This window comes from Pedobacter hartonius (assembly GCF_900107535.1).
Lineage (GTDB): Bacteria > Bacteroidota > Bacteroidia > Sphingobacteriales > Sphingobacteriaceae > Pedobacter > Pedobacter hartonius.
The window spans coordinates 205131-230685 of record NZ_FNRA01000001.1 but is presented as its reverse complement, the minus strand read 5'-3'; the positions used below and the strand labels follow the sequence as shown (position 1 = coordinate 230685).

The window sequence follows — 25555 nt, the reverse complement described above, 5'->3', positions numbered from 1 at the left end:
AGGCTAAAAAATATATTATGAAAACCAGAAAACCAAAAGTGCAAAAAAAACTTGCTAAAAAAGCAGTTAAGAAAGAATTAGAATTAAGTCTTGCACAAAAATTCATTGAAGCGGTAACCCATCTCGGACATGATGCTGAAAAAATTGGTGGTGATCTAGCAAAGGCGGCAAAAGCAGTTGCTGCTAAACTGGCCAAAAAATTTAAACCGGAAGAAACTGCAGCAACGGTTAAAGCAGAAAAGGTTCAAAAATCTGCGGTCAAAGGCGCAAAAAAGGCAAAGAAGGAAGTGGAAAAAGCTGTAGCCAAAGCAAAACCTGTGGTAACCAGCATTAAAGTTCCTGCAATCAAAACAGCAGCAGACGTTATTTCTAAACCGGTTAAAAAAGAAACAGCTGCAGTAAAGGCAGAAGCGGCTACCCCTGTACAAAAGGCGAAACGTGTGGTTAAACCTGCTGCAGTTAAAGCTGTTGTTGCTGGAGTGAAACCGGTCGCGACTGCTAAAACCACTCCATCCACTGCTCCTGCTGAAAAAACTACTGCCGTAAAAAGGACCCCTGCTGTCAAAGCAGCTAAAGCACCCATAGCGGCAAAAAAAGCACCTGCTGCTAAAAAAACACCTGCCGCAAGAAAACCGGTTGTAGAAACAACAGCTCCGGTAGTAAATCCTGATATCCTCCCATCTGCAGAAGAAACTACAGAAAATATTAAATAAATAGCGGTATTTCTATTGTTAATGACAGTACAATTAACATGGAATTAACAATAGAATATGCAGTTTTGAACATCCGCTCCCCGCAGGGAATTTTTGATTCTGATCCATGACTAAAAAGAAGGTACCATTTTTAAATAGAGAAATCAGCTGGTTATATTTTAATGAACGGGTTTTGCAGGAAGCGGCAGATGAAACTGTTCCCCTGATAGAAAGAATCAAATTCCTGTCTATTTTTTCTTCCAATCTGGAAGAGTTCTACAGAGTACGGGTGGCTACGATGATGAGGCTGTCCAATTTAAACGACAAAACAAAAGAACTTTTGGGCTTTAATCCCAAAAAGATTCTCAATGAGATCAAAAATATTGTAGTCAGGCAGGAACGTAAGTTTGAGCAGCTTTTCCAGGCCACCCTGATCAACGAGCTGGCGCAGAACCGTATTTTTATCCTCAATGATACCCAGCTCAACGTTGCCAGAGGAGAATTTGTAAGGGAGCATTTCCGGGATAGGATACTTTCCAACCTGGTACCGATCATGGTAGACCTTGACAAGCCTTTCCCTGAGCTGAAAGACCGTTACCTGTACTTCTTTGTCAGGATGAAAAAGAAAGCTGGTAAAAAGGATGAAAAATATGCCCTGATAGAGCTCCCTCCAAATCTTCCGCGATTCCTGGTACTACCGGAAACCAATGGTTTAAAGTTCATTATCCTGGCGGAAGATATTATTAAATATTGTCTTGATGACATTTTTTATATCTTCAAGTACGATGAGATGGATGCCTATTCCATCCAGCTCACCAGAGATGCGGAACTGGATATTGATAAGAACGTCAGTGAAAAGTTCGTAGAAGAACTAAAGGCCAGTCTGGATAAACGTAAAAAAGGTAAGCCCATGCGGCTATTGTACGATACAGAAATGCCTTTTGATATGCTGGGCGTACTGGTAGCGAAAATGAAAATTGAGGCCGAAAGCTTAATTCCGGGAAACCGCTATCACCGCTTTGGGGATTTTATCCGTTTCCCGAATGTGGGTGATAAAAGCCTGGAATATGCCCCGACTATCCCGCTAAAAGTACATGGCTTACACCGTACTCAAAGTATATTTGATAAATTGGCTGAAAGAGACTATCTGATCAATTTGCCTTATCAATCCTATGATTACATCATATTATTCCTTCGGGAGGCAGCAATTGACCCTAAAGTAACGGCCATCAATATTACGCTTTACAGGCTTGCAGAAGATTCCAGGGTAATCAATGCGCTGATCAATGCCGCCAAAAATGGCAAGAAGGTAAACTGCCTGGTTGAGCTGAAGGCCCGCTTTGATGAGCAGGCAAATATTTTCTGGACCAACCGGCTGGAAGAAGAAGGTGTACAGGTAAATTATGGACTGACGGACTATAAGGTGCATTCCAAGATCTGCCTTGTTACCCGGATAGAAAAAGGCCGGCCTGTATATTACGCCAATCTGGCAACAGGTAATTTCAATGAGAAAACTGCCAGGCTTTACTGTGATCACAGTATATTCACTTCCAAAAAGGAAATCACACATGACCTGATCAAACTGTTTTCTGCGCTCAATAAAAAGACCGTTGCTACAGGATTTAAACACTTGATTGTTTCTCCATTGGACACCAGGAATAAATTTTACCATTTGATAGACCGCGAGATCAGGATCGCCAAATCGGGAAAACCGGCATATCTTATTTTTAAGGTAAACAGCCTTGCTGATGAAGGGATTGTAGAAAAATTATATGACGCCAGCAATGCCGGTGTTAGGGTAAAGCTAATTGTCCGCGGTATCTGCTGCCTGATCCCCGGGGTGAAAGGATTTAGTGAAAATATCACGGTGATCAGTATCATCGACAAGTTTCTGGAGCACGCCCGGATTTTTATTTTCGGAAATAACGGCAAAGAAGAGGTCTTCCTTTCTTCGGCAGATCTGATGAGCAGGAATTTCGAACACAGGGTAGAGGTGGGCTTTCCTGTACTCGATCAGGAAGTGAAACAGGAGATCCGGGATATCATTGATTTTCAGCTGCAGGATAATGTGAAGTCCCGGGACATTACGCGGATGAATAACAACAAATACCATAAAAACCGTATCAGCACTAAGGTGAGGGCACAAGTTCAAACATATAATTACTTAAAAACAAAACATCAATAAAAATATGCTCAGATACGCTGCAATTGACGTTGGCTCTAATGCCGTTAGACTGCTTATTGCAGATATAACTCACAGTGACAACGGGTTTAACTTCAAAAAGAACACATTAGTCAGGGTTCCGCTAAGGTTAGGCGATGATGCCTTTTTAGATCATAAAATTTCTGAGCGTAAAATCGAAGATCTGCTGAAAACCATGGCGGCCTTTAAAAACCTGATGGAAGTTTACCAGGTAAGCAAATACCTTGCCTGTGCTACCTCCTCTATGCGGGAGGCAGTCAACGGACAGGAGATCATTGAGCGCATTAAAGACAGATCTGCGATTGACCTGGAGATTATTGAAGGGCAGCGGGAAGCCAATATTATTTATGCCAATCATATTGAAGACAGTCTGGATATCAAAAAGAACTATTTATATATTGATGTAGGCGGTGGTAGTACCGAGCTTTCTGTTTTTGTAAATAAGGTTCCTGTAGCCTCTAAGTCGTTTGACGTAGGAACAATCCGGATCCTGGATAACCAGGACAAGGAAGAGACCTGGGAAGAAATGAAGCTTTGGGTAAAAGAGCAAACAAAATTCCATAAGAACCTTGCAGGAATTGGCACAGGTGGAAATATCAATAAGCTGTATAGAATGGCGAATGAAAAAGAAGGCATGCCACTGACTTTCTTGAAGCTGAAATCTTTGTACAACCAGCTGAACAGTCATTCCCTGAAAGAGAGAATCCAGGTATTTGGTTTAAATCCGGACCGTGCAGATGTCATCATCCCCGCTGCCGAGATTTTCATTACCCTGATGAAATGGACGGGTATCAAACAGGTTTACGTGCCAAGAGTAGGAATGGCAGACGGGATCATCAACCTGCTGATAGAAGAGAATCTGAATAAACAATAGCTGCATACTTACCGTGGTGGCTTACCGAAGCGATCAGTTTCCGGCCGGTAGGGCCATGGATGATGAGCGGGAGGCCCGATGAAGTTTTTGTCAGAAAATAACCGCGGGAAGACCGGTTGAAGTCTGCCCTGTAATCAGCTGAATTGTCCATGTAGGATAGCGTAAGTTCTTCCAGATCTTGCTTGTTGAGGGTTGCCGTAGAATGGATCATCTGGGAACTGATCTCACTTTTAATATAGATCCTTCTTTCATCATGACAGACAACTGCAGTGGCCTGTGATCCATTGGTGATCAGGCCGCAGCAAATAAAGCTTTGTGGTGAATAACTGCGTATGGCAGTTATGCGGTTCAACACTTTATAACCCGCCTCTTTCATCGTCCAGAGCAACCAGACCATCACCGAAGGCTCTGCCGCATTCAGGATCAGTTCCTGTTCCTCAGGTGTATATATCTTCCCGAGGTATCCCTTCCTCTGCCAGTTGCTTTCGGTTGCAGCCTGCCTCAGGTCGACAAGGTCATTTCCTATCAACACCCGCCAGTTTATCTTCAATGATCTCTATTGCTGCTTTAACACTCAGCATTTTTGCCATTGAATCATTATCGATCTCTATGCCGAACTTTTCTTCCACATCCAGCACCACATCTACCAGATTTGCTGAATTGATCTTCAGGTCTTTAATGAAGTCTGTGTCTTCACCGATGTTATCCAGTGCTTCAGGATCCTGCGCGTAAGGAGTCACGATAGTTTTTAGTTCCGTAATCAATTCTTTTTTATCCATGTTCGTATCTTTTAAAAATTATACAGGCATTTACATCTCCAAAACCAAAGCTGGCTTTGGCAAGAATATTAAACTTTTGTTCCAGGCATACCGTTGGGATACGTGCCGGGTCAACCAGTTTTTCGATATCCGGGTGCAGGTCTTCGCAATTGATATTGGGAAAGATAAAGCCCTCGGCGAGTTGCAAAACTGACGCCACGCTTTCTATACTGCCCGCAGCACTGATACAGTGACCAATCATTCCTTTAATGGAATTGATATAGGGAAAATCCTTACCCGAGCGTTCCAATACGGCTACCCAGTTCTTTATTTCCGTTACATCTTTTGATGTAGCCGTGAGGTGTGCGTTAATTACATCTACTTCCTGTTTATCTACGCCGGCTTCTTTAAGGGCCATCGTAATACAACGCTGAACACCGGAACTATTAGGTGCGGTCATCGTTCCAGATCCCCGTTGTCCGCCGGAGTTCACGTGTCCGCCAAGTATTTCCGCGTAGATGCGGGCTCCGCGGTCAAGGGCACTTTCGAGCGTTTCCAGTACCATAGCACCAGCCCCGCTGCCCGGTACAAAACCACTTGCTGTCGCACTCATCGGCCTGCAGCCTTTTTCGGGTTTGTCATTGTACCTATAAGGGCATACCTTTAGTGCATCAAATCCGCCCCATATGTACGGGCCGCTGTCACTAGTGCTACCGGCCAGCATCTTTACTGCACGGCCTGTTTTAATGCGTTCATAGGCCATTAAAATGCTTTCTGCTCCTGTAGCGCAGGCAGAGGAATTAGTGCATACCTGGTTACCCAATCCAAGTTTTCCGGAAAGGTAGGCGTTTACGCCGCTATTCATGGTTTGCGCTACAACCGTACTTCCGAGTTTACGTATTTCTAAAGCATCAACTTTATAGATAGCCTCTCTGAATTTGTCTATTCCAGAAGTGCCTGTTCCAAATACAGAACCGCTGTCCCAGTCGGGCGTCCCATCTGTATCAACCGGTTCAAGGCCCGCATCCTTCCATGCGTCCAGTCCGGCGATCACGCCATACATAATGCCGGTGCTCTCCAGTCCGCGCAGCTCCAATGGCTTGAAATACTGTTGTAAACGTTCGTTGTCAATCACAGGTTTTCCTGCTATCTGGCAGGAGAAGAGAAGTTTCTCCAGCTGCGGGTCATGCCTAATCCCGGACACACCATTTCTGATAGCCTGTCTGAATTGTGCAAGATCGGTCCCGTTTGGCGAAACAACCCCTAAGCCGGTGATGACAACGCGGTTATTCATGCAATTTCGCTGTTACCATTCCCGATATATTCCCTTTGCATACTGTTTCTCCCGCTTCGTTTTTCATCACCACATTACAGTTCAGTTTTTTAAAACGGAAGTATACCTTTTCGGCTGTTACGGTAACTTTTTCCCCGGGGAATACCGGTTTCATAAAGTCAACGGCAACAGAGGTCAGCATCACATGTGCTTTCATTTCTGCATTGCTGTCTCCATAAAGATAAATGCCCATGCAAACCAGCCCGATCTGTGCCATTGTTTCTGTCATAATCACTCCCGGTGTAACCGGTGAATCTTTAAAATGCCCCTTGTAGAAATCAAGGTCTTTGTCATATGTAAATGTCCCTACCGATCCATTTTCGTTGATCTGCAAAAGTTCATCTACGAAAAGAAAGGGTTTGCTATAAGGTAGTTTGTCTAGTATCTCCTGTGTTGTCATACTTTTATATTATTTTTTGTAAAGTAAATACAAAAATCGTTTACCACTGCAATAAAACTCTCTGTGCCGTAAATCCGGGGCCAAAACTGAGCATTAACCCGGTTGTTCCGGGCTTGGGCTGGCTATCCATAATACGCTCCAATACATACAATACGGTGGCGCTCGACATATTTCCGTACAACCTTAATACTGCTTTGGTTTCCTCGATATCTTTTCCCAGGTCTCTGAACAATGTTTCTACGAGGTCAATGATCTTCTTGCCCCCCGGGTGGAAGATCAGGTAGTCCATGTCTTTAATCTCCAAACCATTCCGGGTAAGAAAGGGATGGATAATGGCGGGAAAGTGTTTTTCAATTGCATCGGGCACACCAATATCCAGTACCATTTGAAGACCTGTGTTGGTTGGTTTAAAGCCCATCAGTCCCTCCGATTCATAGAAGTGGTACATTTGCTCATCGATCATCTCAGGCCCTTCATCATCAGGGTGTGAGGACATCAGCACACATGCGGCGCCATCGCCAAAAATGGCTGCACTCACAATATTGGCCATGGAATAGTCATTGATCTGGAAGGTAGCCGTTGGAGATTCTACAGCAACGACAGCTGCCCGTTTTCCCGGGTTTGCTTTCAGGAAGTTCTTCGCATAGATCATCCCCGAGACGCCGGCTACACATCCCATCTCTGTAACGGGCAGGCGTATCACATCCTGGCGAAGGCCGAGAATGTTGATGAGGTAGGCATCCAGCGACGGGATCATAATGCCTGTACAGCTTACCGTGATCAGGAAGTCTATATCCTCATTTTGCCATCCAGCCTTCTCTATTGCGCTTTTCAGGCATTTAGTGCCTAATTTGACTACCTCTCTGCTGTAAATATCGTTTCTTTCTTCAAAGCTCAGGTTACTGAATACTTCGCCGGGCGACATGATCGAGTACCTTCTGTCGACCATCGCATTCTCAAATATTTTTTTCACTTTTCTAATGAAACGGTCTTCCTGTCCATGCAGCCAGGTATCCAGGAATGGAATGATCTCGTCTGTACTCCTTGAATAATCTGGCAGGGTCTTACTTACGGCTTTTATTTTTATACTCATAGTTTAACTATCCATTGATAGCGGAATGCCCATTTCCACCGGATTAAAAAATTCTTTAGTTCTAGTTTTTTCGAATAGGAGAGCAAATCTGCTCTTTTGAAGCCCCTGAGAATGGAAACCAACCCGTCCTCACGCGACATATAATTTAGGCGAAATACGAAACACAGGGCCTTAAAAAGGTAATATGGCACCGCACTCCGTTGTAAATCGTTGATCACAAATCCCAGGCGCGCTGCCTCACTGATCCTCCGCAGCAATGCAATGATTTCTTCATCTTTAAAGTGATGCAGGGTCAAGGTACAAAGAAAGATCCCGCATGTTTGAAATGGCTTTTGCCGGTCGAAAATATCGGTACATTCGTAACTGATATTTGGATAATCTGACGACAGGCTGCGTGCATGTTCAATCGTATAATTATTCGCATCTATCCCATGGAGTATAAAATTCAATTTATTTTTAATCGCATAATCTGCCAGTGCTCTTAACATATCTCCGTTTCCGCAACCTATATCAGTGATACGCACCGGTACTTGTTTTGGTTGCTCAGAGATCAGTAATTCAACACCTTCCATTGTTATCTTGTTACCGCCCAGTAACTGGTTAATACTGGCAATTTTATCCAGGGCATCTTTTAATATTTCGCCCTCCATAGTAAAATCGTCCATAATTTCAGGGGCGGTACTTCTATACGTGGTATCTATGAGCATCTAGTTGTTTACGGTTAAAATTTCACCATGGGTCTTTCTAATGATCAGTGGCAGTGAAGAGGGAATACGTACCATCCCACCGAGTACGATATCGGCAAGGCTTTCCCGTCTTAAGATGGAAGAAAGGAGATTGCCCATTCTTAAACGCGATCCGAATTGCTTATTCCAGGATGAGGTGTAGAGTTTTTCCAGCACAGGCCTGCTGATCGTTCCCCGGAAAAATCCGGTCAGTAATTCTGCGCAGATCTTGGCACTGTGTATAGCCATGCCCATTCCATTTCCGCAAAGCGGATGGATCAGACCGGCAGTATCGCCTACCATCAGGATATGACCGGCAACAGCCGTTTTTGCACCAAAAGCTAGCTGGCTAACGGTCAGCGGCGATTCAAAGAGTGGCGTTGTATTTTCAAAGATGTTCTTCAAATATTTATTCCGGTAGAGTACCTGTTCCTGATAAGTATTGATATTCCTGTGTTTCTTGAAAGTACGGTAATCTGCCAGGTAACAGATATTGATTTTTTCATCCTCTATTTTAGAAACCCCGCAGTACCCGCCCCGGAAATTATGCAGACCTACCAGGTCTTCTCTGAACTCTCCTGAATAATGTGCTTTCACTGCCAGAAAAGGAGATTTGTGCTGGATAAAAGTTCTTTTTAGTTTAAGATCGATCGCAGAGCGTTTACCATAAGATCCGATCACCTGCCTGGCCGAGATCTGTTTTTCTGTCAGCGTAGCGATGCTGAACTGTTCTCTCTCATACTGTACAGCACTTACTGTATCATGAATGACTGTACCGCCACTGCCAAGGAATTTCTCATACAGAAAATTGTCCAGCGTATACCTGCTAAGCCCAAATCCGCCCAATGGCAACCTAGTGGAGATGCTTTTTCCCGAATGTGTAGAGAACTGAAGCTCAGTAATGTTTGTTGCACCGAGTTTTGTGGGATCTGCGTCCAGCCATTGCAAGTAGGGCAGTACCTCATTTGAGATGTACTCACCACATACTTTATGATGAGGATAAGTGGCCTTTTCGATCACCGTTACGTCCAGTCCGGCCTGCTGCAAATGCAGCGCTGCTGTCAGACCGGCGAGTCCGCCCCCAATAATTAAAATATCTGTTTCAAAATGCATTGATAAAACCGGGGCTTAGAACAGTATAACATCAACGAAATGGATTTGTTTATCCTGATCAATAAGTATATTTTTTCAATACAAATATTGGAATTAAGTTAGGAGCCATAAATTTTTAAATGGCAGACAGAGGAAATATCCCGGATGAAATCTTATTAAACAGGATATACCTGATTAGGGAACAGAAAGTCATGCTGGATAAGGGCCTTGCAGATCTTTATGATGTTAAGGCAATCCGGTTAAGAGAGCAGGTAAAGCGTAACCCGGATAGATTTCCGGCCAACTTTATGTTTCAATTAACGTTTGAAGAGGCTTTAAACATGGTATCGCAAAATGCGATACCATCGAAACAACAGCTTGGAGGCACATTGCCATATGCAATTACAGAGCATGGGATACTCATGTTATCGAATGTTTTGAGGAGCGAAGGGGCAATAGCAATGAGTATATGCATTATTGAGCTGTTCGTAAAACTTAGAGAAATGATGGTTTTGCATAAAAATGTTTCTTTACTGTTTGGAACAGGTAGAAAGGAGACCGGGTAAGCAGGATGAAAAAATCGATGTACTTTTTACTTATTTAAGCAAATTCATAGAAAAGAATGATACTCCAAGAACTATGATTGGTTTTAAAACAGGATCGCCTGAATAATAAAAGCCCTGTTCTGATTCAAATCAGAACAGGGCTTTACCATTAAAACGGTTAAATTAGTTATCCAGCAATTTAGCAGCGTCGCTATCCAGGAAGAAGGTAAGGCTACCGTCAACCGGATCGACCAGCTGAGAAGGATAAAGCTCAGGATTCTTGGTCTGATCTTCGATCACATGTTTGATTGCTTCAGCTTTAGCTTCTCCGAAAACAAGGAATGCTACATTTTTTGCTTTATTGATCAATGGGGCGGTGAAGGTGATCCTGTAGGTCGATAGTTTCTCTACATATACAGAATCTACTGTTACATCCTTATTACCGAGTACTTCGGTACCAGGGAATAAAGAAGCTGTATGCGCATCATCGCCCATACCAAGCAGGATCAGGTCAAACGAAAGATCAGCACCTTTAAAATGGGTGGAGATCTCTTTCGCATATTCAATAGCAGCCTTCTCCGGAGCTTGCGTAGTATCTACAAAAAAGACATGATCTGCGACAACGTTCAGGGGGTCCAGAATTGACTTCCTGGCCATTAAGCCGTTATAGCTTTCATGTCCCGGCGGAACATTACGTTCATCACCGATAAAGAAATATACCTTAGTCCAGTCTAGTTTCTCTCTGTAATCCATGGCCAGCATGGTGTACAGCTCCTTTGGCGAATTTCCACCGGTAAGTACAAAATTAAAGCAATCGTTTTCGGCAATGGCCTTTTCACCGATTGTAATAATATACTCTGCGAGGTCTTTAAGCAGCTCAGTTTTTGTTTTATAGATCAGTAAGTTCATTTTAATCTTCGTTTTTTAAGGGTAAAGTAAACCAGTGGAAACCATCTCTTGCGATCAGTGCTTCAGCATCTTCAGGTCCCCATGAATCCGCAGGATAGTTAGGGAAACTCAGAGAAGTTTTGCTTTCCCACGCATTGATCACAGGCATTAACAGCTCCCATGCACTTTCAACCTGGTCTGCACGCATGAATTGAGTCTGATCAGCTATCATTACATCTAGCAGCAGTGTTTCATAGGCTTCAGGAGCCTGGGCACTGTATGTTCCTTTGTAATCGAAAACCATATCTACAGGGTTAAGTACCATATCCAGTCCGGGTCTTTTCGCCTGTACCTGTAAACGGATACTCATCTCAGGTTGTATGCTGATAATCAGCCTATTTTGCTGCCAGTGTTCTGTTACTCCTGCAGGGAATACCTGGTGAGGGACATCTTTAAACTGTATGGTGATCAGTGAAGAAGTCTGAAATAAGCGCTTTCCTGTACGTACATAGAAAGGAATTCCCTGCCAGCGCCAGTTGTCGACAAAGAATTTAGCTGCTGCAAAAGTTTCTGTATTCGATTCCGGATCCACATCTTTTTCAGTTCTGTAACCGGGAACTTCCTTACCTTCAACCCAGCCTTTGGAATATTGTCCGCGGACGGTACTCAGGCGGATATCTTCAGGAGAGAAAGGGCGCATCGCTTTCAGTACATCAACTTTTTTATTTCTGATCTCATCGGCGTCAAAGTTGATCGGTGTTTCCATTCCGATCAGGCAAAGCAACTGAAGAATATGATTCTGGATCATATCCCTGAGTGCACCTGCGCCATCGTAGTAGCCACCGCGGTCGCCCACACCCAATTGCTCTGTTACGGAGATCTGAACGTGATCAATATAGGTACGGTTCCACAGCGGCTCCAGGAAGGAGTTGGCGAAACGGAAGGCCATGATATTCTGAACGGTTTCTTTGCCCAGGTAGTGGTCAATTCTGTAGATCTGTTTTTCTGTGAAGATGCCTGTCAGCAATTTGTTCAGCTCTTTTGCTGTTTCAAGGTCATGACCAAAAGGTTTCTCAATAACGATACGGCAATTGTCTTCATTTCCTACAAGGTCATAAGTAGCCAGGCACTGTGCGATCAGCGGAAATAGGTTAGGGGCTACAGCCAGGTAATAGATCACTTGTGTTTTAGGGCCGAAGTCTGTTCTTAACTTCTCAATATTGGTTTTCAGTACTGCAAAGGTATCAGGGGCAGATACATCAACCGAGTTGTAATATACATTTTTTGCAAACTCGTCCCATTTTTCCTTTTTCACTTTTCCGGAACGCGAGAAAGAGTTTACTCCTTCCATGATCGTATTGCGGAAATCCTCATCCGTCAATTTCTTTCTTGCTGTCCCTATAATTGCGTACTCCTTAGACATAAATCCGTCAGAATATAAATTGTAAATCGCTGGCGCAAGCTTGCGCAAATTTAGATCACCAGTACCGCCGAAGATGACAAATATGGTGGGATTGAGGCATTTACTTGTTTTCATCTTTTTATTATTAAGCATTTATAGGATTCCAGATCGCATGGAAAGTTCCTTCAGCGTCTGTACGTTCAAATCTGTGTGCACCGAAGAAGTCTCTTTGCGCCTGAATTAAGTTGGAAGGCATTCTTTCTGTCCTGAGTGAATCAAAATAAGTAAGGGCAGAGGCAAATGCCGGAATAGCCAGTCCGCTTTGAAGGGCATGTGTAACTACTGATCTCATTCCGGGAAGAATCTCTTTCATTTTTTCCTGAACGCCGGCATCTGCATACAGGTGTTCAAGATCTGGTTGTTTTTTATAAGCCTGGTAAATATCTTCCAGGAATTCTGCCCTGATGATACATCCGCCACGCCAGATCTGTGCGATCTCATGCAGCTGCAGTTCGTATTTATAAGAGATTGAAGCCTGCCATAACAAGTGAAGGCCCTGGGCATAAGAGGTGATCACAGAGAAATAAAGTGCCTGTTCCAGTTCGATGATGAACTGCTCTTTATTTTCTGCCAGTGTATTGTCCTGCGCGTAAACTTTTGACAGGGCAACACGTAATGATTTATATTTTGAAAGGTCCCTGGTACTTACTGCTTCATTGATTGTAGGGATAGGTAACTGCAGGTCCATAGAAACTTGCGAGGTCCATTTTCCTGTACCTTTTGACTTCGCTTCGTCTTTGATCATATCCAAAAGGAAGTTGTTAGTTTTATCGTCCTTTACCTTAAAGATATCTCTGGTAACTTCCAGAAGGAAAGATTGCAGACGGCCGTTGTTCCATTTTTCAAACACGCTGTAGATTTCCTCGTTAGAGTAGTCCAGCGCATTTTTCATGATATCATAACTTTCTGCCAGTAACTGCATCATCGAATATTCTATACCATTGTGAACCATTTTCACAAAGTGCCCTGATGCTCCGGGGCCGATATAAGCCACACATGGGTCGCCGTTTACTTTTGCTGACACAGCCTCAAGTATTTCTTTCATATTGCTGTAGGCAGTTTTATCGCCACCCGGCATAATGCTCGGGCCGAAACGTGCACCTTCTTCTCCGCCTGATATTCCCATTCCGAAGAAGTGGATACCAATATCGGAAAGTTCTATTGCTCTTCTGCTGGTATCTGTAAAATGTGAGTTTCCGCTGTCAATGATCATATCACCTTTTTCAAGCAGGGGTTCAAGTTCTTTGATCACGCTGTCTACAATTGGTCCCGCAGGTACCAGTAACATGATTCGTCTTGGTAATTCCAGGCTCGCAATGAAATCTTCTAAAGAGGAATAAGCAGTAAGGTTGTGTTTTGAACCATCTTGCTTCAGCTTCTCGATCATGTTCGGGTCTTTGTCGTAACCAGTAACGGCAAAGCCGTTATCTGCCATATTCAACAATAAGTTGCGCCCCATGGTGCCGAGGCCTATCATTCCTAAAGTGTATTTACTTTCCATTTGATGAATTTAATTTTGGATAGGTTGTGAAAACGTGGTATTTCTCTTTAGCAGCCCATAACTTGGCACCACCTTTAATCCCATCCCTGTTTGAGACAATATGTATGTTATGATCTAATTCGAAATCGATTTGTTTGGCATTACCTCCTCCAAGATAAAGCTCGTCGTAGTTGAATACCGTTTTGTAGATCTGGATCACGCGGTGAACGCGCTCATTCCAGTCCTTTTTGCCTTCCTTCACAAAAGCCTTATCACCTATATACGCGTCGTAGTCTTTATTTTTGGTCACAGGAAGATGTGCCAGTTCAAGGTGTGGGAGTAATTCGCCATCGAAAGTCAGTGACGTGCCGAAGCCTGTTCCGAGGGTGAGGACAATTTCAAAGCCTTTGCCTCCGATAATACCCAGGGCCTGCTGGTCAGCATCGTTAATGAGTCGCACAGGTTTATCTAAGAGGTCGCTGATGTGCTGCGCAAGGGGAAAACCCGCCCATTTGTTCTTTGCCAGGTTAGGCGCTGTTTCTACGACACCACATTTCACATAACCGGGAAAACCAATAGCTATCCTGCTGTAAGGGGCCAGTGGCGTAACGAGCTCATGGATGACTTTAATAACAGCCTCGGGAGTGGAATTCTTAGGCGTAGGAAGTTTCGTGTATTCGGAGAATAAATCACCTTTTTCTGTTAAGATACAAGCCTTAATACTTGTACCGCCGATATCAATTGATAGGATATTAGTGATTTCTTCTTTTTTTTCTACGCTTGACATGTTTCCTTTTTTATGAGCATTGATTCAAATATTCGATGGTTCAAAATAACAAATTTTCAGCCATATAAAGTCGAATCAAGTTCATTTTGTCCAAATGTACATTTGAATACATGAAAAGTCTAATTATGGCTTTCCGAGATGCAATATCGAGGGTAATTTGATATCTGTATGACTTTATTAACATTTAGAAAACCTTTTGAGTTTTCGGGATATATCAATTTAGCAGATAAAAAGGTATCAATTGACCTACAATAGGGTCTTTATCTTTTTTAAACGCAGTTTAATAGGCGGGGATTACCTGAAGCCCAGAGATCGTCTGGCTTCGCTGAAAAAAAGTCATTGTTGTTTTGATGCTGACTGCTGCTGAAGGGCAGCCGAAGGCATCAAAACAACAATGACTTTTTTTAAAGTTTATCCTGTAGCATGATGGCTATACAGATGGGTAATGCATTTTACATTACTTTTTTGCGTTCTGCATTGGGTTGCCCCCTGTAGACTGTCCGCGTGCTGCATTGCTCTTCTGTTTAAACAGCTGGAATTTCGAAGGCTGAGACTTACCGCCCCATGTATTATTGCTTTCGTCTATATCGGCCGTTTCACGCATTGGATCAAGCTGAATAGAAGCTACTTCTTTATCCTGAACATAGAATTTGGTGACGTTTTGTTCATTATGTCTCCAGATCTGTGCGGGTATCCTGTCGATTGCTTTTGTTCCGTCGGCATAAGTGAATTCTACGATGATTGGCATTACCAGGCCGCCTTTATTGCTGAAGGACAGCTCATAAAAGAACTTGTTGGCATATTTAGCCTGATCTTCTGATGACAGGGTTTCATATGGGGATTTCACTTCCTGTTTGCGCTCTGTATCGTCGTATTTCTCCAGTCCGCGGTCGTATTTCCAGTAAAAATCCTGTGTTGCTTTATCCTTGTCTGTATAGAACTGGATATTTTTGTCGTCTCTGTTCCTTACTTTCGTAATATCGTCAAAGGCGTTTACCAGTGGTGCGTCCAGTTTTACCATTTTTACTTTTGAGGCAGGTACTTTAGAATCTACATCTGCCTTTGCATACTTTACCGCATCCAGTGAGATATCACATGGATCTGTACTAAAGAACCATCCTCTCCAGAACCAGTCCAGGTCTTCGCCGCTGGCATCTTCCATTGTTCTGAACAAGTCGGCAGGCGTAGGGTGTTTAAATGCCCATCTTCTGGCGTATTCTTTAAAGGCATAGTCAAATAACTCCCTGCCCATGATCGTTTCTCTCAGGATGTTCAATCCTACGGCCGGTTTGGCGTATGCATTCGGACCAAAACGCTCAATATTTTCGGAGTTGGTCATAATAGGTTCCAGCTGATCTTTGGGAAGCTTCATGTAATCAACTATTGAATAGGCGGCGCCTCTTTTTGTAGGAAATTTATTGTCCCACATTTCTTCGGTAAGGTATTCAACGAAAGAGTTCAGGCCTTCGTCCATCCATGTCCACTGGCGTTCGTCACTATTGACGATCATAGGAAAGAAATTGTGTCCCACTTCGTGAATAATTACGCCCAGCATTCCATTTTTGGAGCTTTCACTGTACGTGCCATCTTTTTCAGTACGTCCGTAGTTAAAGCAGATCATTGGGTATTCCATACCGTTTGATGCCTCTACGCTTTGTGCTACCGGGTATGGATAGGGAATAGTGAAGTGTGAATAGGTTTTGATGGTGTGGGCAACAGCTTTTGTAGAGTAATTTCTGTACAGGTTATAGGCTTCTTTGCCATAGAAACTCATGCACATGACGGTTTTGCCCTCAATTTTCTGGCCCATTGCATCCCATACGAACTTTCTGGACGAGGTCCATGCAAAATCACGTACGTTATTTGCCTGGAATACCCAGGTTTTTGTAGCCTTGCTTTTTTCTGTTTCCGCTTTTTTAGCCTGGTCAAGCGTTACAATCTCTACAGGCTCTGTTGCCGTTTTCGCCTGGTTATATTTTGCCAGTTCAGCAGGGGAGAGCACTGCGCTGTAGTTGATGCATTCCCCTGTTCCGCCTACCACATGATCTGCAGGAACGGTCATTTGTACTTTGAAATTTCCAAAAGTGAGGGCAAATTCGCCTCTGCCGGCAAACTGGTGGTTCTGCCAGCCCTGGAAATCACTGTATACGCATAATCTCGGGTACCATTGTGTCATCGTGAAGAGGTAATTGCCATCTTCAGGGAAATATTCATAGCCGCCACGGCCTCCTTCAGACATCCTGTCTGTGATTTTATATTTCCAGTTCACGTTGAAAATAAACTGCTGGCCCGACTTTAAAAGTACCGGCATTTCCACGCGCATCATGGTCTTGTTTACCGTATACTTAAGTTCTTTACCCAATGCATCCGTAATTTTAAGGATCGAAACCCCATTGCCGTTATCGGTATCACTGATCACCGCCTGGTCTATGGTTTTGGTAGTAGCGATCTCAGGAAGCTGTGTGCTGCTCTGATAATTTGCGTTGTTGAGGTTGCTGTGCTGATTTTCATCCAGCTGCAGCCAGATATAGGTAAGCGCATCTGGCGAATTGTTAAAATACGTAATCTTTTCGGCACCTGTCAGCTGTAGTTTCTGTTCGTCCAGGCTACATTTGATGTCATAATCGGCACGTTGCTGCCAGTACTTTACACCGGGAGCCCCGCTTGCGGTGCGTTGTTCGTTCGGAGTAGAGAGCGTTGTTCCCAGTTGTTCGAACTTATTCCCGTGGTTGCTACCGGGATTATTCTGTACATTTTGGGCGTAGGAAAACTGCAAAGAAGGGCTAAGCAGCAGTAATATAAAGAGAGCTTTAGTCATTTGATCTTTTTGATATTTTTTTGTTTTAAGTATAATTTTTTGTTGGAAGTCTAAATTTAAAACGTTTTTTTGTATGAAAAAAATAAAATTATGTTATGACATTATTGTTACACCAATCTCTATTGATTTGTTGCTTAATTTTCACTGGTGTAAAACCGGTGGGTATCATCAGCGCAAAGAAAAACAGGCATCCTTTACACCTCAGCTCAACAGAACTGAACTGTAACCCTAAAACCAATACGGTAGAAGTGAGCTGCCGGATCTTTACAGATGATTTTGAAGACCTGCTGGGTAAAAAATATAAAGTAAAACCAGATCTTTCCTCAGCTGCAAAACATCAGGAAATGGATGCACTGGTTAACAAATATATGGTATCACACCTGCAGCTGGCAGCGAACGGAAAACCCCTCCGGCTGTATTACATGGGGTATGAAAATGACAAGGAGGCCATAGTGGTCTACCTGGAATCGGCCAAGGTCAGCGGTCTTCGCAGAATGGAAACCACGTGTACTTTGCTGTATGATCTTTTTGACGACCAGATCAATATCTTTCACGTGACTTTCAACGGAAACAGAAAGAGTTCTAAACTAACTTATCCTGAAAACAAGTTGCTATCTTCTTTTTAATCCTTAAATTCCGATCTGAAATTTATTATAGAGCTGTATGAACAAATTAGTACAAACCATGCGCTGGTATGGCCCCAATGATCCCGTTACTTTATCTGATATTTTACAAGCCGGATGCAGCGGTGTTGTTTCTGCATTACACCATATCCCCAATGGCAAAATCTGGACCGTTGAAGAGATCAAAAAACACCAGAAACTGATCAGCGATGCAGGTCTGGCCTGGTCGGTGGTAGAAAGCCTGCCTGTACATGAGGACATTAAAGTAAGAAAAGGGAATTATGAGCAATACATAGAAAACTATAAGGTATCCCTTGCCAACCTGGCCAGCTGCGCTATCACCATCGTAACGTATAACTTTATGCCTGTTCTGGACTGGACAAGAACACATCTTGACCATAAATTGCCCAATGGCGCCGAAGCCCTGCTTTTCAATAAGGCAGCGCTTGTAGCATTTGATGTTTTCATCCTTCAAAGGGCAGGTGCCGGAAATGACTATACAGCAGCGGAACTTGAACGTGGTGAACAGTATTTTAATGGTCTTTCGGATGAGGAAAAACTAAAAATAGAACGCAATATTATTGCCGGTTTGCCGGGAAGCGAAGAAAGTTTCGGGTTGACGGAGTTTCTGAACGCACTGGTTGCCTATGACGGAATTGATGAAGAAAAGTTGTTTACCAACCTGACTACATTTTTGTCTGAGATTATGCCTATAGCCGAAGCAAACGGAATTAAGATGGTGATCCACCCGGATGATCCGCCGTATGCAATATTTGGCCTTCCCAGGATCATCAGTACGTCCGGACAACTGGAAAAGCTTTTCAGCACAGTACCCTCCATGTCCAACGGCCTCTGCTATTGCACAGGATCTTTAGGGGTAAGATCCGATAATGATCTGGTGGCTATCCTCGAACAATTCGGGGACAGGGTCAATTTTGTACATTTGCGCAGTACCAAAAGGAACGAATTTGGTGATTTCTTTGAAGACAATCACCTTGAAGGTGACGTGGATATGTTTGCTGTGGTACAAAAACTTACAGAAATACAGCAGGAAAGAAACATCAGTATCCCTATGCGTCCAGATCACGGGCACAGGATGCTGGATGACCTGAAGAAGAAGGTCAATCCGGGATATTCAGGTATCGGCAGGCTCAAAGGCCTCGCGGAACTGCGTGGACTGGAACTTGCTATTTTGAGGACGATGAATAACTAATGCTGAATGCGCTTATCCTGCCGCCCGGCCTGATAAGCGTATTTATCTAAGCCCGGCTTTCAGGAAATCAGGTGCTGATAGGCAAAATCATACATAATGAGGAGAAAATGATATAAGGAAAGCTGTCTTCAGCCGGATAGATTTGCAATGCATTGCTTAAATTGCATATATGAAGAGTTTACCGGTATTAAATCTGGCAGTTATTGCAATTTATTTAATCAGTATGATCCTGGTGGGATTTTATTTTTCCAGGAAGAACAGGAGCTCTGATCAGTTTACCAGGGCTGCGGGCTCTATTCCGGGCTGGGCTATCGGGCTGTCTATCTATGCTACATTTTTAAGCAGTAATACCTTTCTCGGTGTTCCGGGGAAGGCCTTTGGCACAAACTGGAATAACTTTGTGTTCAGTTTAGCCATGCCTCTGGCAGCCTGGATTGCCTCAAAATACTTCGTTCCTTTTTACCGGAGGACCGGCGAGGTTTCTGCCTACACACATCTCGAGAAACGGTTTGGCTCCTGGGCAAGAACCTATGCTGTTGCCTGTTTTTTGCTGACACAGCTGGCGAGGATGGGCTCTATATTCTTTGGCATCGCCCTGAGCCTGCAGGCACTTACCGGTTACAGCATGCAATCTATCATGATCATTGTAGGTACCTGCATTATTATCTATACTGTGCTTGGAGGGATCGAGGCGGTGATCTGGACGGAGGTGGTACAGGCGGTGATCAAAACACTGGGTGCCTTTCTGATCCTTTATATCATCGTAAAAAATATTCCGGGCGGGGCTTCCAGGATCCTGGAGATCGGAACGGCAGACCATAAATTTAGTTTGGGAAGCCTGTCGCCGAACCTGAAGGAATCAACTTTTTGGGTCGTGCTCTTCTATGGGTTCTTTATTAACCTGAACAATTTTGGTATCGATCAGAATTATGTGCAGCGTTACCATACCGCAACAAATTCCCGGCAGGCCTCGCGCTCGCTCTGGATCTGTGTGGTTTGTTATGTACCGATATCACTGTTGTTTTTTATTATCGGATCTTCATTATATGCCTATTACCAGGTAAACCCGGATCTGATTGAGAGTGTAAAACACCAGGCTGCCATAGAGCGGCTGCCGCTGCATTCCACTGCCGCTACGGTTAAAGCAACGATGAATGCCCTGGTGCCGGCGGATTACGGGGATAAGATGATGCCTTATTTTATGGTAACTGAAATTCCTACCGGTCTGGTGGGGCTGATTATTTCAGCGATCATGTCTGCTGCGATGAGTACCATCAGCTCGGGTATGAATTCTTCTGCTACGGTATTTTCTATTGATATCTACAAAAGATATATCAACCCCTCAATGAATGAAAAGCAGCTGATGAAGTTATTATATATCACCACAGCGATTTTTGGCATTATGGGAATGACAACGGGAATCCTGATGATCGGGATTAAAAGTATTCTCGATATATGGTGGCAGTTGTCCGGTATTTTCTCCGGTGGCATGCTGGGCTTGTTCCTGCTGGGCATGATCAGCAGGAGGACGCAGAATGCAGAAGCACTTACTGCCACAATTATCGGGGTGCTTGTGATCCTATGGATGACTTTCTCTGTCGCGCTGCCCGAAGATTATTCCTTTTTAAGAAATATGCTGCATAGCAATATGATTGTAGTGATCGGCACACTGACGATATTTTTGTCGGGTTTACTTCTGACCAGCCTGCGGAGGGCTGGACCTGTTGAATAGTTTTATTTAACCCAATAAAATAGATATATAATACGATGGAAAGATCAGAAAAAGGTTTTATTCCTGTGATGCTGACGCCCTTTAGTGAGGACGGTAAAATAGACTATAAAGCATTGGAACTACTTACTGCATACTACCTTAAGGCCGGAGTGAAAGGCCTGTTTGCCAATTGCCTGTCCAGTGAAATGTTTGAACTGACCAATGAAGAGAGAATTGCCCTCACAGCTAAAGTTGTGAAAATTGCAGATGGGACAGTGCCCGTTGTCGCTACGGGAACCTTTGGAGGGCCAATTGCTGAGCAGGCAGAATTTGTTAAAAGGATGTATGACACCGGTATCGAGGCAGTAATCCTGATTACGAGCCTCATTACCGGAGAAACGGATTTAGATGAGATGTTTGATGAAAAGGTGGCAGAATTGCTTCGGCTCACACCATCCATACCGGTAGGTTTTTATGAATGCCCTGTTCCGTTTAAAAAAGTATTAACTGCTGAGCAGTTGGGGCGTTATGTGGCTACCGGAAGGGTGATTTACCATAAAGATACCAGTTTGGATATTAACCAGGTAAAAGCCAAACTCGCTGTGACAGACCGCCCCGGCTTTGGTCTGTATGATGCCTATATGGTACATGCCCTTTCCTCTTTGCGGGCGGGCTCTGCGGGCTTGTCCTGTATCCAGGGGAATTTTTTTCCGGAGCTGATTGTTTGGCTCTGTGACAACTATAATAACCCCGGGCTGACTGAAGAACTCAATGCATTGCAGGATTTTCTGATCCTGAATATGGATGTGATGCATGATGTTTATCCTTATGCGGCAAAATATGCCCTGCAGAAACAAGGCCTGGACATCTCCACATTTACCCGTCGGCAGGTAGGCCATTTTTCATCCGACAATGTGAAGGGTATTGAACGGCTCTATGCCGACTATAACAGGTTACAGCAGCGGATAGGGATCTGATCTGCTGATCAAATCCCTATTCACCTGTCAGGCGATCAGTTCAGCAGGTATTTTCTTTTATAGTCCATCGGTGTCATTCCAGCGATCTTTTTAAAGTGGCGGTAAAAATTGGATACATTGTTAAAGCCGCAGTCAAAGCAGATCACTTCGGTAGGGATCTTATCTTCCACCAGCAGGCGGCATGCATGGCTGATCCGTATTTCGATCAGAAAATCGTAATACGTTTTCTTGGTCATGAGTTTAAAATAGCGGCAGAAGGAGGTGATACTCAGGTGGCTGATCGAGGAGATTTCCTCCAGACTGATCTCTTTCTTATAGTTGGTCAGTGTGTAAGAGTAAATCTTATTCAGGCGGATCGTGTCAGACTCATTTGAGCGGTAAAAGGCGTAGGCTGAGGTGATTGGCTTATATTCATCCGTTTCAGCAAGCAGGTTCAGGATGGATAAAAAGAGGATCAGTTTCTCCATTTGTGAAGCTACGGTAGCCTCCTTCATCAGTGATGCAAGCTTTTCTCTGGTTTTGCCGTTGATCACCATACCCTTTTTTGCTTTTTCAAACAATTTCGGGATCAGGTAAGCTTCAGGAAGATTGAATAGCTCCCTGCCCAGGCAATCGGGCAGAAACTGCATCACTATGGCTTCTACTTCCAGTTCATTTGACTGCTGGTAATATTCATCGCTGCACCTGAAAGTATGCGGCAGGTTTTCCCCGAGGAGAATAATCTCTCCTGACGAAAAGTTGCTGATGTTATCTCCGATAAATCGTACCCCTTCCCCGCGAACTACGTAATGAAGTTCAAGTTCCGGGTGGTAATGCCATATTTTGCCGAAATTAGGTTCAATATTATGTTTTATCCTGAAGGAGCTTTGAATATTGATCGGGACTTTATGAAAAAGTGGTTTCATATCCTGTTCGTGTTTCTGGAATTATATTTGGTTTTTCGCGTGTTAAGCTTCGCAATAATACAAAAAGCGATGGTAACATGATATAAAAAGTTGATAATAATTGGTAACAATGATGTGAAAGTATTGAACATATTTGTGTTGAAGTATATCATGTTACCATCTGTTATGAACCAAATAAGAATCTTTTTGCTGATGATCAGCATATATGCGGTATCATTTTCCGCCATGGCACAAACCGCTGCCGAAACTGCAGCCTACCATAAAATGATTGATGGGAGAGCCTGGAAGATTGTACAAAAGCTGAATCTTCCTGATAGTGCTGTGGCGCATAAAGTGAGTGGCCTGGTTGCAGATCGCTACGCTGAACTTAACGATATCTACCAGGCGAGGGATAGTTCCAAACTGAGTCCGGCATTTGCGGATTCTGCTGTAAACAAGCTGCATCAGCCTTTTATCAATATACTTTCAGTATATCTTAACCCCGGCCAGGTATTGCAAATAAAAGACGGGCTTACCTATGGAGTGCTGCCCGTCACCTAGATACGGCATCTGCTAAAATAAAGTTTTGATAATTTTATCATATGGAATCGGTCTAAATTGTGAATCATTTTTGATCAACAGGATAGGAACATAATAATGTAATATATTGTTGTTTAGAGATTTATGTTTGATATCTATTGCGATTCGTATATATTTATTTCTACTATCAATATATATTTTTTATCAAAAATCAGAAGAACGTGCTAAAGCGATTAATCTAGAGGAATTTTAAAGTTTATTTAATGGTTATAACCATAAATATTTCTGATAGTAGACCGGAGCTTGTATAACTATGTTTTACCTGAGTCCACTTTGGATCCAGTTTCCCTGCAGGATGAGACCACCATTTTTAACTAGTTCGAAACAATGGTCTCATCCTGTAGGGAAGTTGGACGGAACATGGAGTCAGGTAAAGCAAGGCCAACTCCTAACATAAGTATTTTATGTATAATCCTATTTTTAATAGTGGAAAAAAATATCCTTTTTTAGCGGACAATAATGTACATAAGAGGAAAAAAGAGGACTCTAATGGACATGCATCTTACATTTGTTTAATTTCACAACTATCTGTTGTACATTTGTTTACACTTAAATAAAAGACAAATGGCAAGACAAAATGGTAAATTTATATCAGGCGTACTAGGTCCGCTGGTATACAGAGTCGTAAACGGAAAACAAATCATTTCAACTAAAACTGCCCCTGGAACAATTAAACAGACTACAGATACAAAAAGATCTGCTGATACATTTGGAATGGGATCATCCCTTGGTGCCAGCATCAGGAAAACACTGGCAGGTCAACTCTCTGGTTTCTATGATATTGGGATGATCAGCCGGTTGAATGGAAAAATGGCAGAAATCTTAGGGACTTGCAGAAACCCGAAATCCAGGCTTTATCAATTTGAAACAAATAGTTTTTCCAGACTGGATGATTTCGAATTCAATGCAAATTCTGAAGCAACTAACCTGCTTAGTAAAGCTCCTACTGTAGTTTTAAGAGACGGCATATTAACTATAATGCTTCCGAAGTTAGTGATCTTACAACATCTGAAATTTCCGAACCGGAGTTATAAATGTGAGATCAGCTTTAATGTTTCCCTCTTCAGATTAAGGGATGGCCTAATGAAAGCGTTTCCGGATACACAAAGCTTTTTGATCACGAAGAATATGAAAGAGGTTGACCCTGATGAATTTATTTTTGCTGTTCCTGATGGTTGCCTTTGTGTGGTTAGTGTATTCCTGAATTATTTAACAGCTGAAAAAACAGGATGGAAAAGTATCAATAGTAAGAAATTCAATCCCGGATGTATTTGCGCTGCACTGATCTCACCGGGTGCTTACAAAGACGATGGTCACATCATTTGGACGAAGATGACAAAGTTTGAATAGATTCCAGTTTTATCTCCAAAGTATTTTTAACCCATTGGCCGGATTACTCAAAATCCGGCCTTTTTGCGTTCTAAGTTTCTTCAGAATTTAATTTTGACTGAAAATTTTGGTGAAAATCAGCCCTAAAAAAGTAACTATTATTGCGGAAAATAAAGGAAGGCGGCGGACAAATGAAGACTCTAGGGGACATGGTGCCCGAAAATGGGTGCATCTATTGAATCCCGACATACCTTTATATCATAAGTTTTAGCTACCGGTAACGCAACAACTTCAATTAACAAAATTTATTTACAATTTAATTTTAAACACAATGGCAAAAATTATTAAAGGTATCCTGGGCGAAGTTTCAGGGCTAGTAGGATCAGTAGTAGGAGCGGTAGTACGCGGCGTAGCAACCATAAGGAGCAGGCCAAAGAAAAGTACCAAACCTCCCGTGCAGTCGCAAGTTAACCAGCGCACCAAATTTGGTATTGCAACGGATTTTATCACCTCCGCAAAACGGGTTGTTGATATAGGTTTTCAATCTTACAAAAATAGGATGAGTCCTTCCAACGCTGCTGTTCAGGATTTGCTGAACAATGCGATCACCGGGGTTGCACCTAATTTTAAGATTGACTACCCTAACGTCACGCTCAGTAAAGGCAGCTTGCCAGACTCGCCGTCAATGAAGCTTTTACCGCCAGTAGCAGGTGCTCAGCTTGTAGTAACCTGGAACCCGGTTGAGTTAGGTGAAGAGGACGCGTTGGTATATGGTCAGGATCTGACAGTATTCATGGTTTATGATGAAGATGCCAACCGTTTCCTATTTTTGGTCCGAGCCGCAAGTAGGGAAGCAGGCAGAAGGGAGCTCGACCTACCGTACTTTTTTGTAGGCGATAAACTACATGTATGGGTTTTCTTCGTAAGCCCGGACGGTAAGTCAGTTTCTACAAGCCAATACTTGGGCAGCGGTATTGCTATCCCCTAAAGAATGAAGATCGCCCGGCGGTATTTATGAGGTGCTGCCGGGCATCTTTATCTCAAAGAATTCATCAGATATTTTCACAT

Annotated in this window: 24 protein-coding genes; 11 read left to right on the top strand and 13 right to left on the bottom strand. The window is 43.2% G+C overall.

Annotated elements, in window-relative coordinates:
* The first annotated feature begins 17 nt into the window (after positions 1-17).
* From BLW16_RS01055 to BLW16_RS01045, 3 genes are all read left to right on the top strand, one after another.
* On the top strand, positions 18-713 hold the full coding sequence (locus BLW16_RS01055) for a hypothetical protein (protein WP_090554322.1): 696 nt from the start codon (positions 18-20) through the stop codon (positions 711-713).
* Positions 714-819: 106 nt separating this feature from the next.
* The gene (gene ppk1 / locus BLW16_RS01050) at positions 820-2877 is read left to right on the top strand and encodes a polyphosphate kinase 1 (protein ID WP_090554321.1); all 2058 of its coding nucleotides are present in this window, start codon (positions 820-822) and stop codon (positions 2875-2877) included.
* Between the two features lie 4 nt (positions 2878-2881).
* Positions 2882-3769: a Ppx/GppA phosphatase family protein gene (locus BLW16_RS01045; protein ID WP_090554319.1), complete on the top strand. Its 888-nt coding sequence runs from the start codon at positions 2882-2884 to the stop codon at positions 3767-3769.
* Here the strand turns inward: BLW16_RS01045 and BLW16_RS01040 are convergent.
* The 7 genes from BLW16_RS01040 to BLW16_RS01010 are packed head-to-tail and all read right to left on the bottom strand — an operon-like array spanning position 3732 to position 9191.
* Positions 3732-4319: a 4'-phosphopantetheinyl transferase family protein gene (locus tag BLW16_RS01040; RefSeq protein WP_090554318.1), complete on the bottom strand. Its 588-nt coding sequence runs from the start codon at positions 4317-4319 to the stop codon at positions 3732-3734. The genes BLW16_RS01045 and BLW16_RS01040 overlap by 38 nt on opposite strands.
* Positions 4285-4548 carry an acyl carrier protein gene (locus BLW16_RS01035; protein ID WP_090554316.1) on the bottom strand — a complete coding sequence of 88 codons (264 nt, stop codon included), beginning with the start codon at positions 4546-4548 and terminating at the stop codon, positions 4285-4287. Before BLW16_RS01035 ends, BLW16_RS01040 begins: the two co-directional genes overlap by 35 nt.
* Positions 4541-5821: a beta-ketoacyl-[acyl-carrier-protein] synthase family protein gene (locus BLW16_RS01030; RefSeq protein WP_090554315.1), complete on the bottom strand. Its 1281-nt coding sequence runs from the start codon at positions 5819-5821 to the stop codon at positions 4541-4543. The genes BLW16_RS01035 and BLW16_RS01030 overlap by 8 nt, the downstream gene beginning before the upstream one ends.
* Positions 5814-6260, bottom strand: coding sequence for a 3-hydroxyacyl-ACP dehydratase FabZ family protein (locus tag BLW16_RS01025; RefSeq protein WP_090554313.1), 447 nt, complete (start codon positions 6258-6260; stop codon positions 5814-5816). The genes BLW16_RS01030 and BLW16_RS01025 overlap by 8 nt, the downstream gene beginning before the upstream one ends.
* Before the next feature lie 40 nt (positions 6261-6300).
* Complete coding sequence (locus tag BLW16_RS01020) at positions 6301-7353, bottom strand: type III polyketide synthase (protein WP_090554312.1); 1053 nt, start codon at positions 7351-7353, stop codon at positions 6301-6303.
* On the bottom strand, positions 7350-8060 hold the full coding sequence (locus tag BLW16_RS01015) for a methyltransferase domain-containing protein (RefSeq protein ID WP_090554310.1): 711 nt from the start codon (positions 8058-8060) through the stop codon (positions 7350-7352). The genes BLW16_RS01020 and BLW16_RS01015 overlap by 4 nt, the downstream gene beginning before the upstream one ends.
* The gene (locus tag BLW16_RS01010; RefSeq protein WP_090554309.1) at positions 8061-9191 is read right to left on the bottom strand and encodes an NAD(P)/FAD-dependent oxidoreductase; all 1131 of its coding nucleotides are present in this window, start codon (positions 9189-9191) and stop codon (positions 8061-8063) included.
* A 119-nt stretch (positions 9192-9310) separates the two neighbouring features.
* On the opposite strand from BLW16_RS01010, the gene BLW16_RS01005 reads away from it, so the two are divergent.
* Positions 9311-9736 (top strand): ORF6N domain-containing protein, encoded by a 426-nt coding sequence (locus BLW16_RS01005; protein WP_245735096.1) that lies wholly within the window; start codon positions 9311-9313, stop codon positions 9734-9736.
* A gap of 162 nt (positions 9737-9898) precedes the next feature.
* Here the strand turns inward: BLW16_RS01005 and pgl are convergent, their stop codons facing one another.
* From pgl to BLW16_RS00980, 5 genes are all read right to left on the bottom strand, one after another.
* Positions 9899-10624 carry a 6-phosphogluconolactonase gene (pgl, locus tag BLW16_RS01000; RefSeq protein WP_090554307.1) on the bottom strand — a complete coding sequence of 242 codons (726 nt, stop codon included), beginning with the start codon at positions 10622-10624 and terminating at the stop codon, positions 9899-9901.
* A gap of 1 nt (position 10625) precedes the next feature.
* Entirely contained in the window at positions 10626-12140 is a 1515-nt protein-coding gene (zwf, locus tag BLW16_RS00995; protein WP_090555167.1) for a glucose-6-phosphate dehydrogenase, read from the bottom strand.
* Positions 12141-12150: 10 nt separating this feature from the next.
* Complete coding sequence (gene gndA, locus BLW16_RS00990; protein WP_090554306.1) at positions 12151-13566, bottom strand: NADP-dependent phosphogluconate dehydrogenase; 1416 nt, start codon at positions 13564-13566, stop codon at positions 12151-12153.
* Entirely contained in the window at positions 13556-14332 is a 777-nt protein-coding gene (locus tag BLW16_RS00985) for an ROK family protein (protein ID WP_090554304.1), read from the bottom strand. The genes gndA and BLW16_RS00985 overlap by 11 nt, the downstream gene beginning before the upstream one ends.
* 457 nt (positions 14333-14789) lie before the next feature.
* The gene (locus BLW16_RS00980) at positions 14790-17150 is read right to left on the bottom strand and encodes a M1 family metallopeptidase (RefSeq protein WP_090554303.1); all 2361 of its coding nucleotides are present in this window, start codon (positions 17148-17150) and stop codon (positions 14790-14792) included.
* A 95-nt stretch (positions 17151-17245) separates the two neighbouring features.
* Here BLW16_RS00980 and BLW16_RS00975 point away from each other — a divergent pair, with 95 nt between their 5' ends.
* The 4 genes from BLW16_RS00975 to BLW16_RS00960 all read left to right on the top strand — a co-directional run bounded on the left by BLW16_RS00975 (position 17246) and on the right by BLW16_RS00960 (position 21674).
* Positions 17246-17776, top strand: coding sequence for a DUF6702 family protein (locus BLW16_RS00975; protein WP_139298233.1), 531 nt, complete (start codon positions 17246-17248; stop codon positions 17774-17776).
* Positions 17777-17813: 37 nt separating this feature from the next.
* Positions 17814-18986, top strand: a complete 1173-nt coding sequence (uxuA, locus tag BLW16_RS00970) for a mannonate dehydratase (protein WP_245735095.1) — start codon at positions 17814-17816, stop codon at positions 18984-18986.
* 169 nt (positions 18987-19155) lie between these two features.
* Entirely contained in the window at positions 19156-20718 is a 1563-nt protein-coding gene (locus tag BLW16_RS00965; RefSeq protein WP_090554300.1) for a sodium:solute symporter family protein, read from the top strand.
* A gap of 35 nt (positions 20719-20753) precedes the next feature.
* On the top strand, positions 20754-21674 hold the full coding sequence (locus BLW16_RS00960) for a dihydrodipicolinate synthase family protein (protein WP_090554298.1): 921 nt from the start codon (positions 20754-20756) through the stop codon (positions 21672-21674).
* Between the two features lie 35 nt (positions 21675-21709).
* On the opposite strand, the gene BLW16_RS00955 is transcribed toward BLW16_RS00960, so the two are convergent.
* Positions 21710-22579, bottom strand: a complete 870-nt coding sequence (locus BLW16_RS00955) for an AraC family transcriptional regulator (RefSeq protein WP_090554297.1) — start codon at positions 22577-22579, stop codon at positions 21710-21712.
* A gap of 165 nt (positions 22580-22744) precedes the next feature.
* Here BLW16_RS00955 and BLW16_RS00950 point away from each other — a divergent pair, with 165 nt between their 5' ends.
* From BLW16_RS00950 to BLW16_RS00940, 3 genes are all read left to right on the top strand, one after another.
* Positions 22745-23119: a DUF3826 domain-containing protein gene (locus BLW16_RS00950; protein ID WP_175470450.1), complete on the top strand. Its 375-nt coding sequence runs from the start codon at positions 22745-22747 to the stop codon at positions 23117-23119.
* A gap of 603 nt (positions 23120-23722) precedes the next feature.
* On the top strand, positions 23723-24508 hold the full coding sequence (locus BLW16_RS00945) for a hypothetical protein (RefSeq protein WP_090554294.1): 786 nt from the start codon (positions 23723-23725) through the stop codon (positions 24506-24508).
* Positions 24509-24818: 310 nt separating this feature from the next.
* Positions 24819-25475 (top strand): DUF6266 family protein, encoded by a 657-nt coding sequence (locus BLW16_RS00940; protein ID WP_090554292.1) that lies wholly within the window; start codon positions 24819-24821, stop codon positions 25473-25475.
* Positions 25476-25555 lie beyond the last annotated feature (80 nt).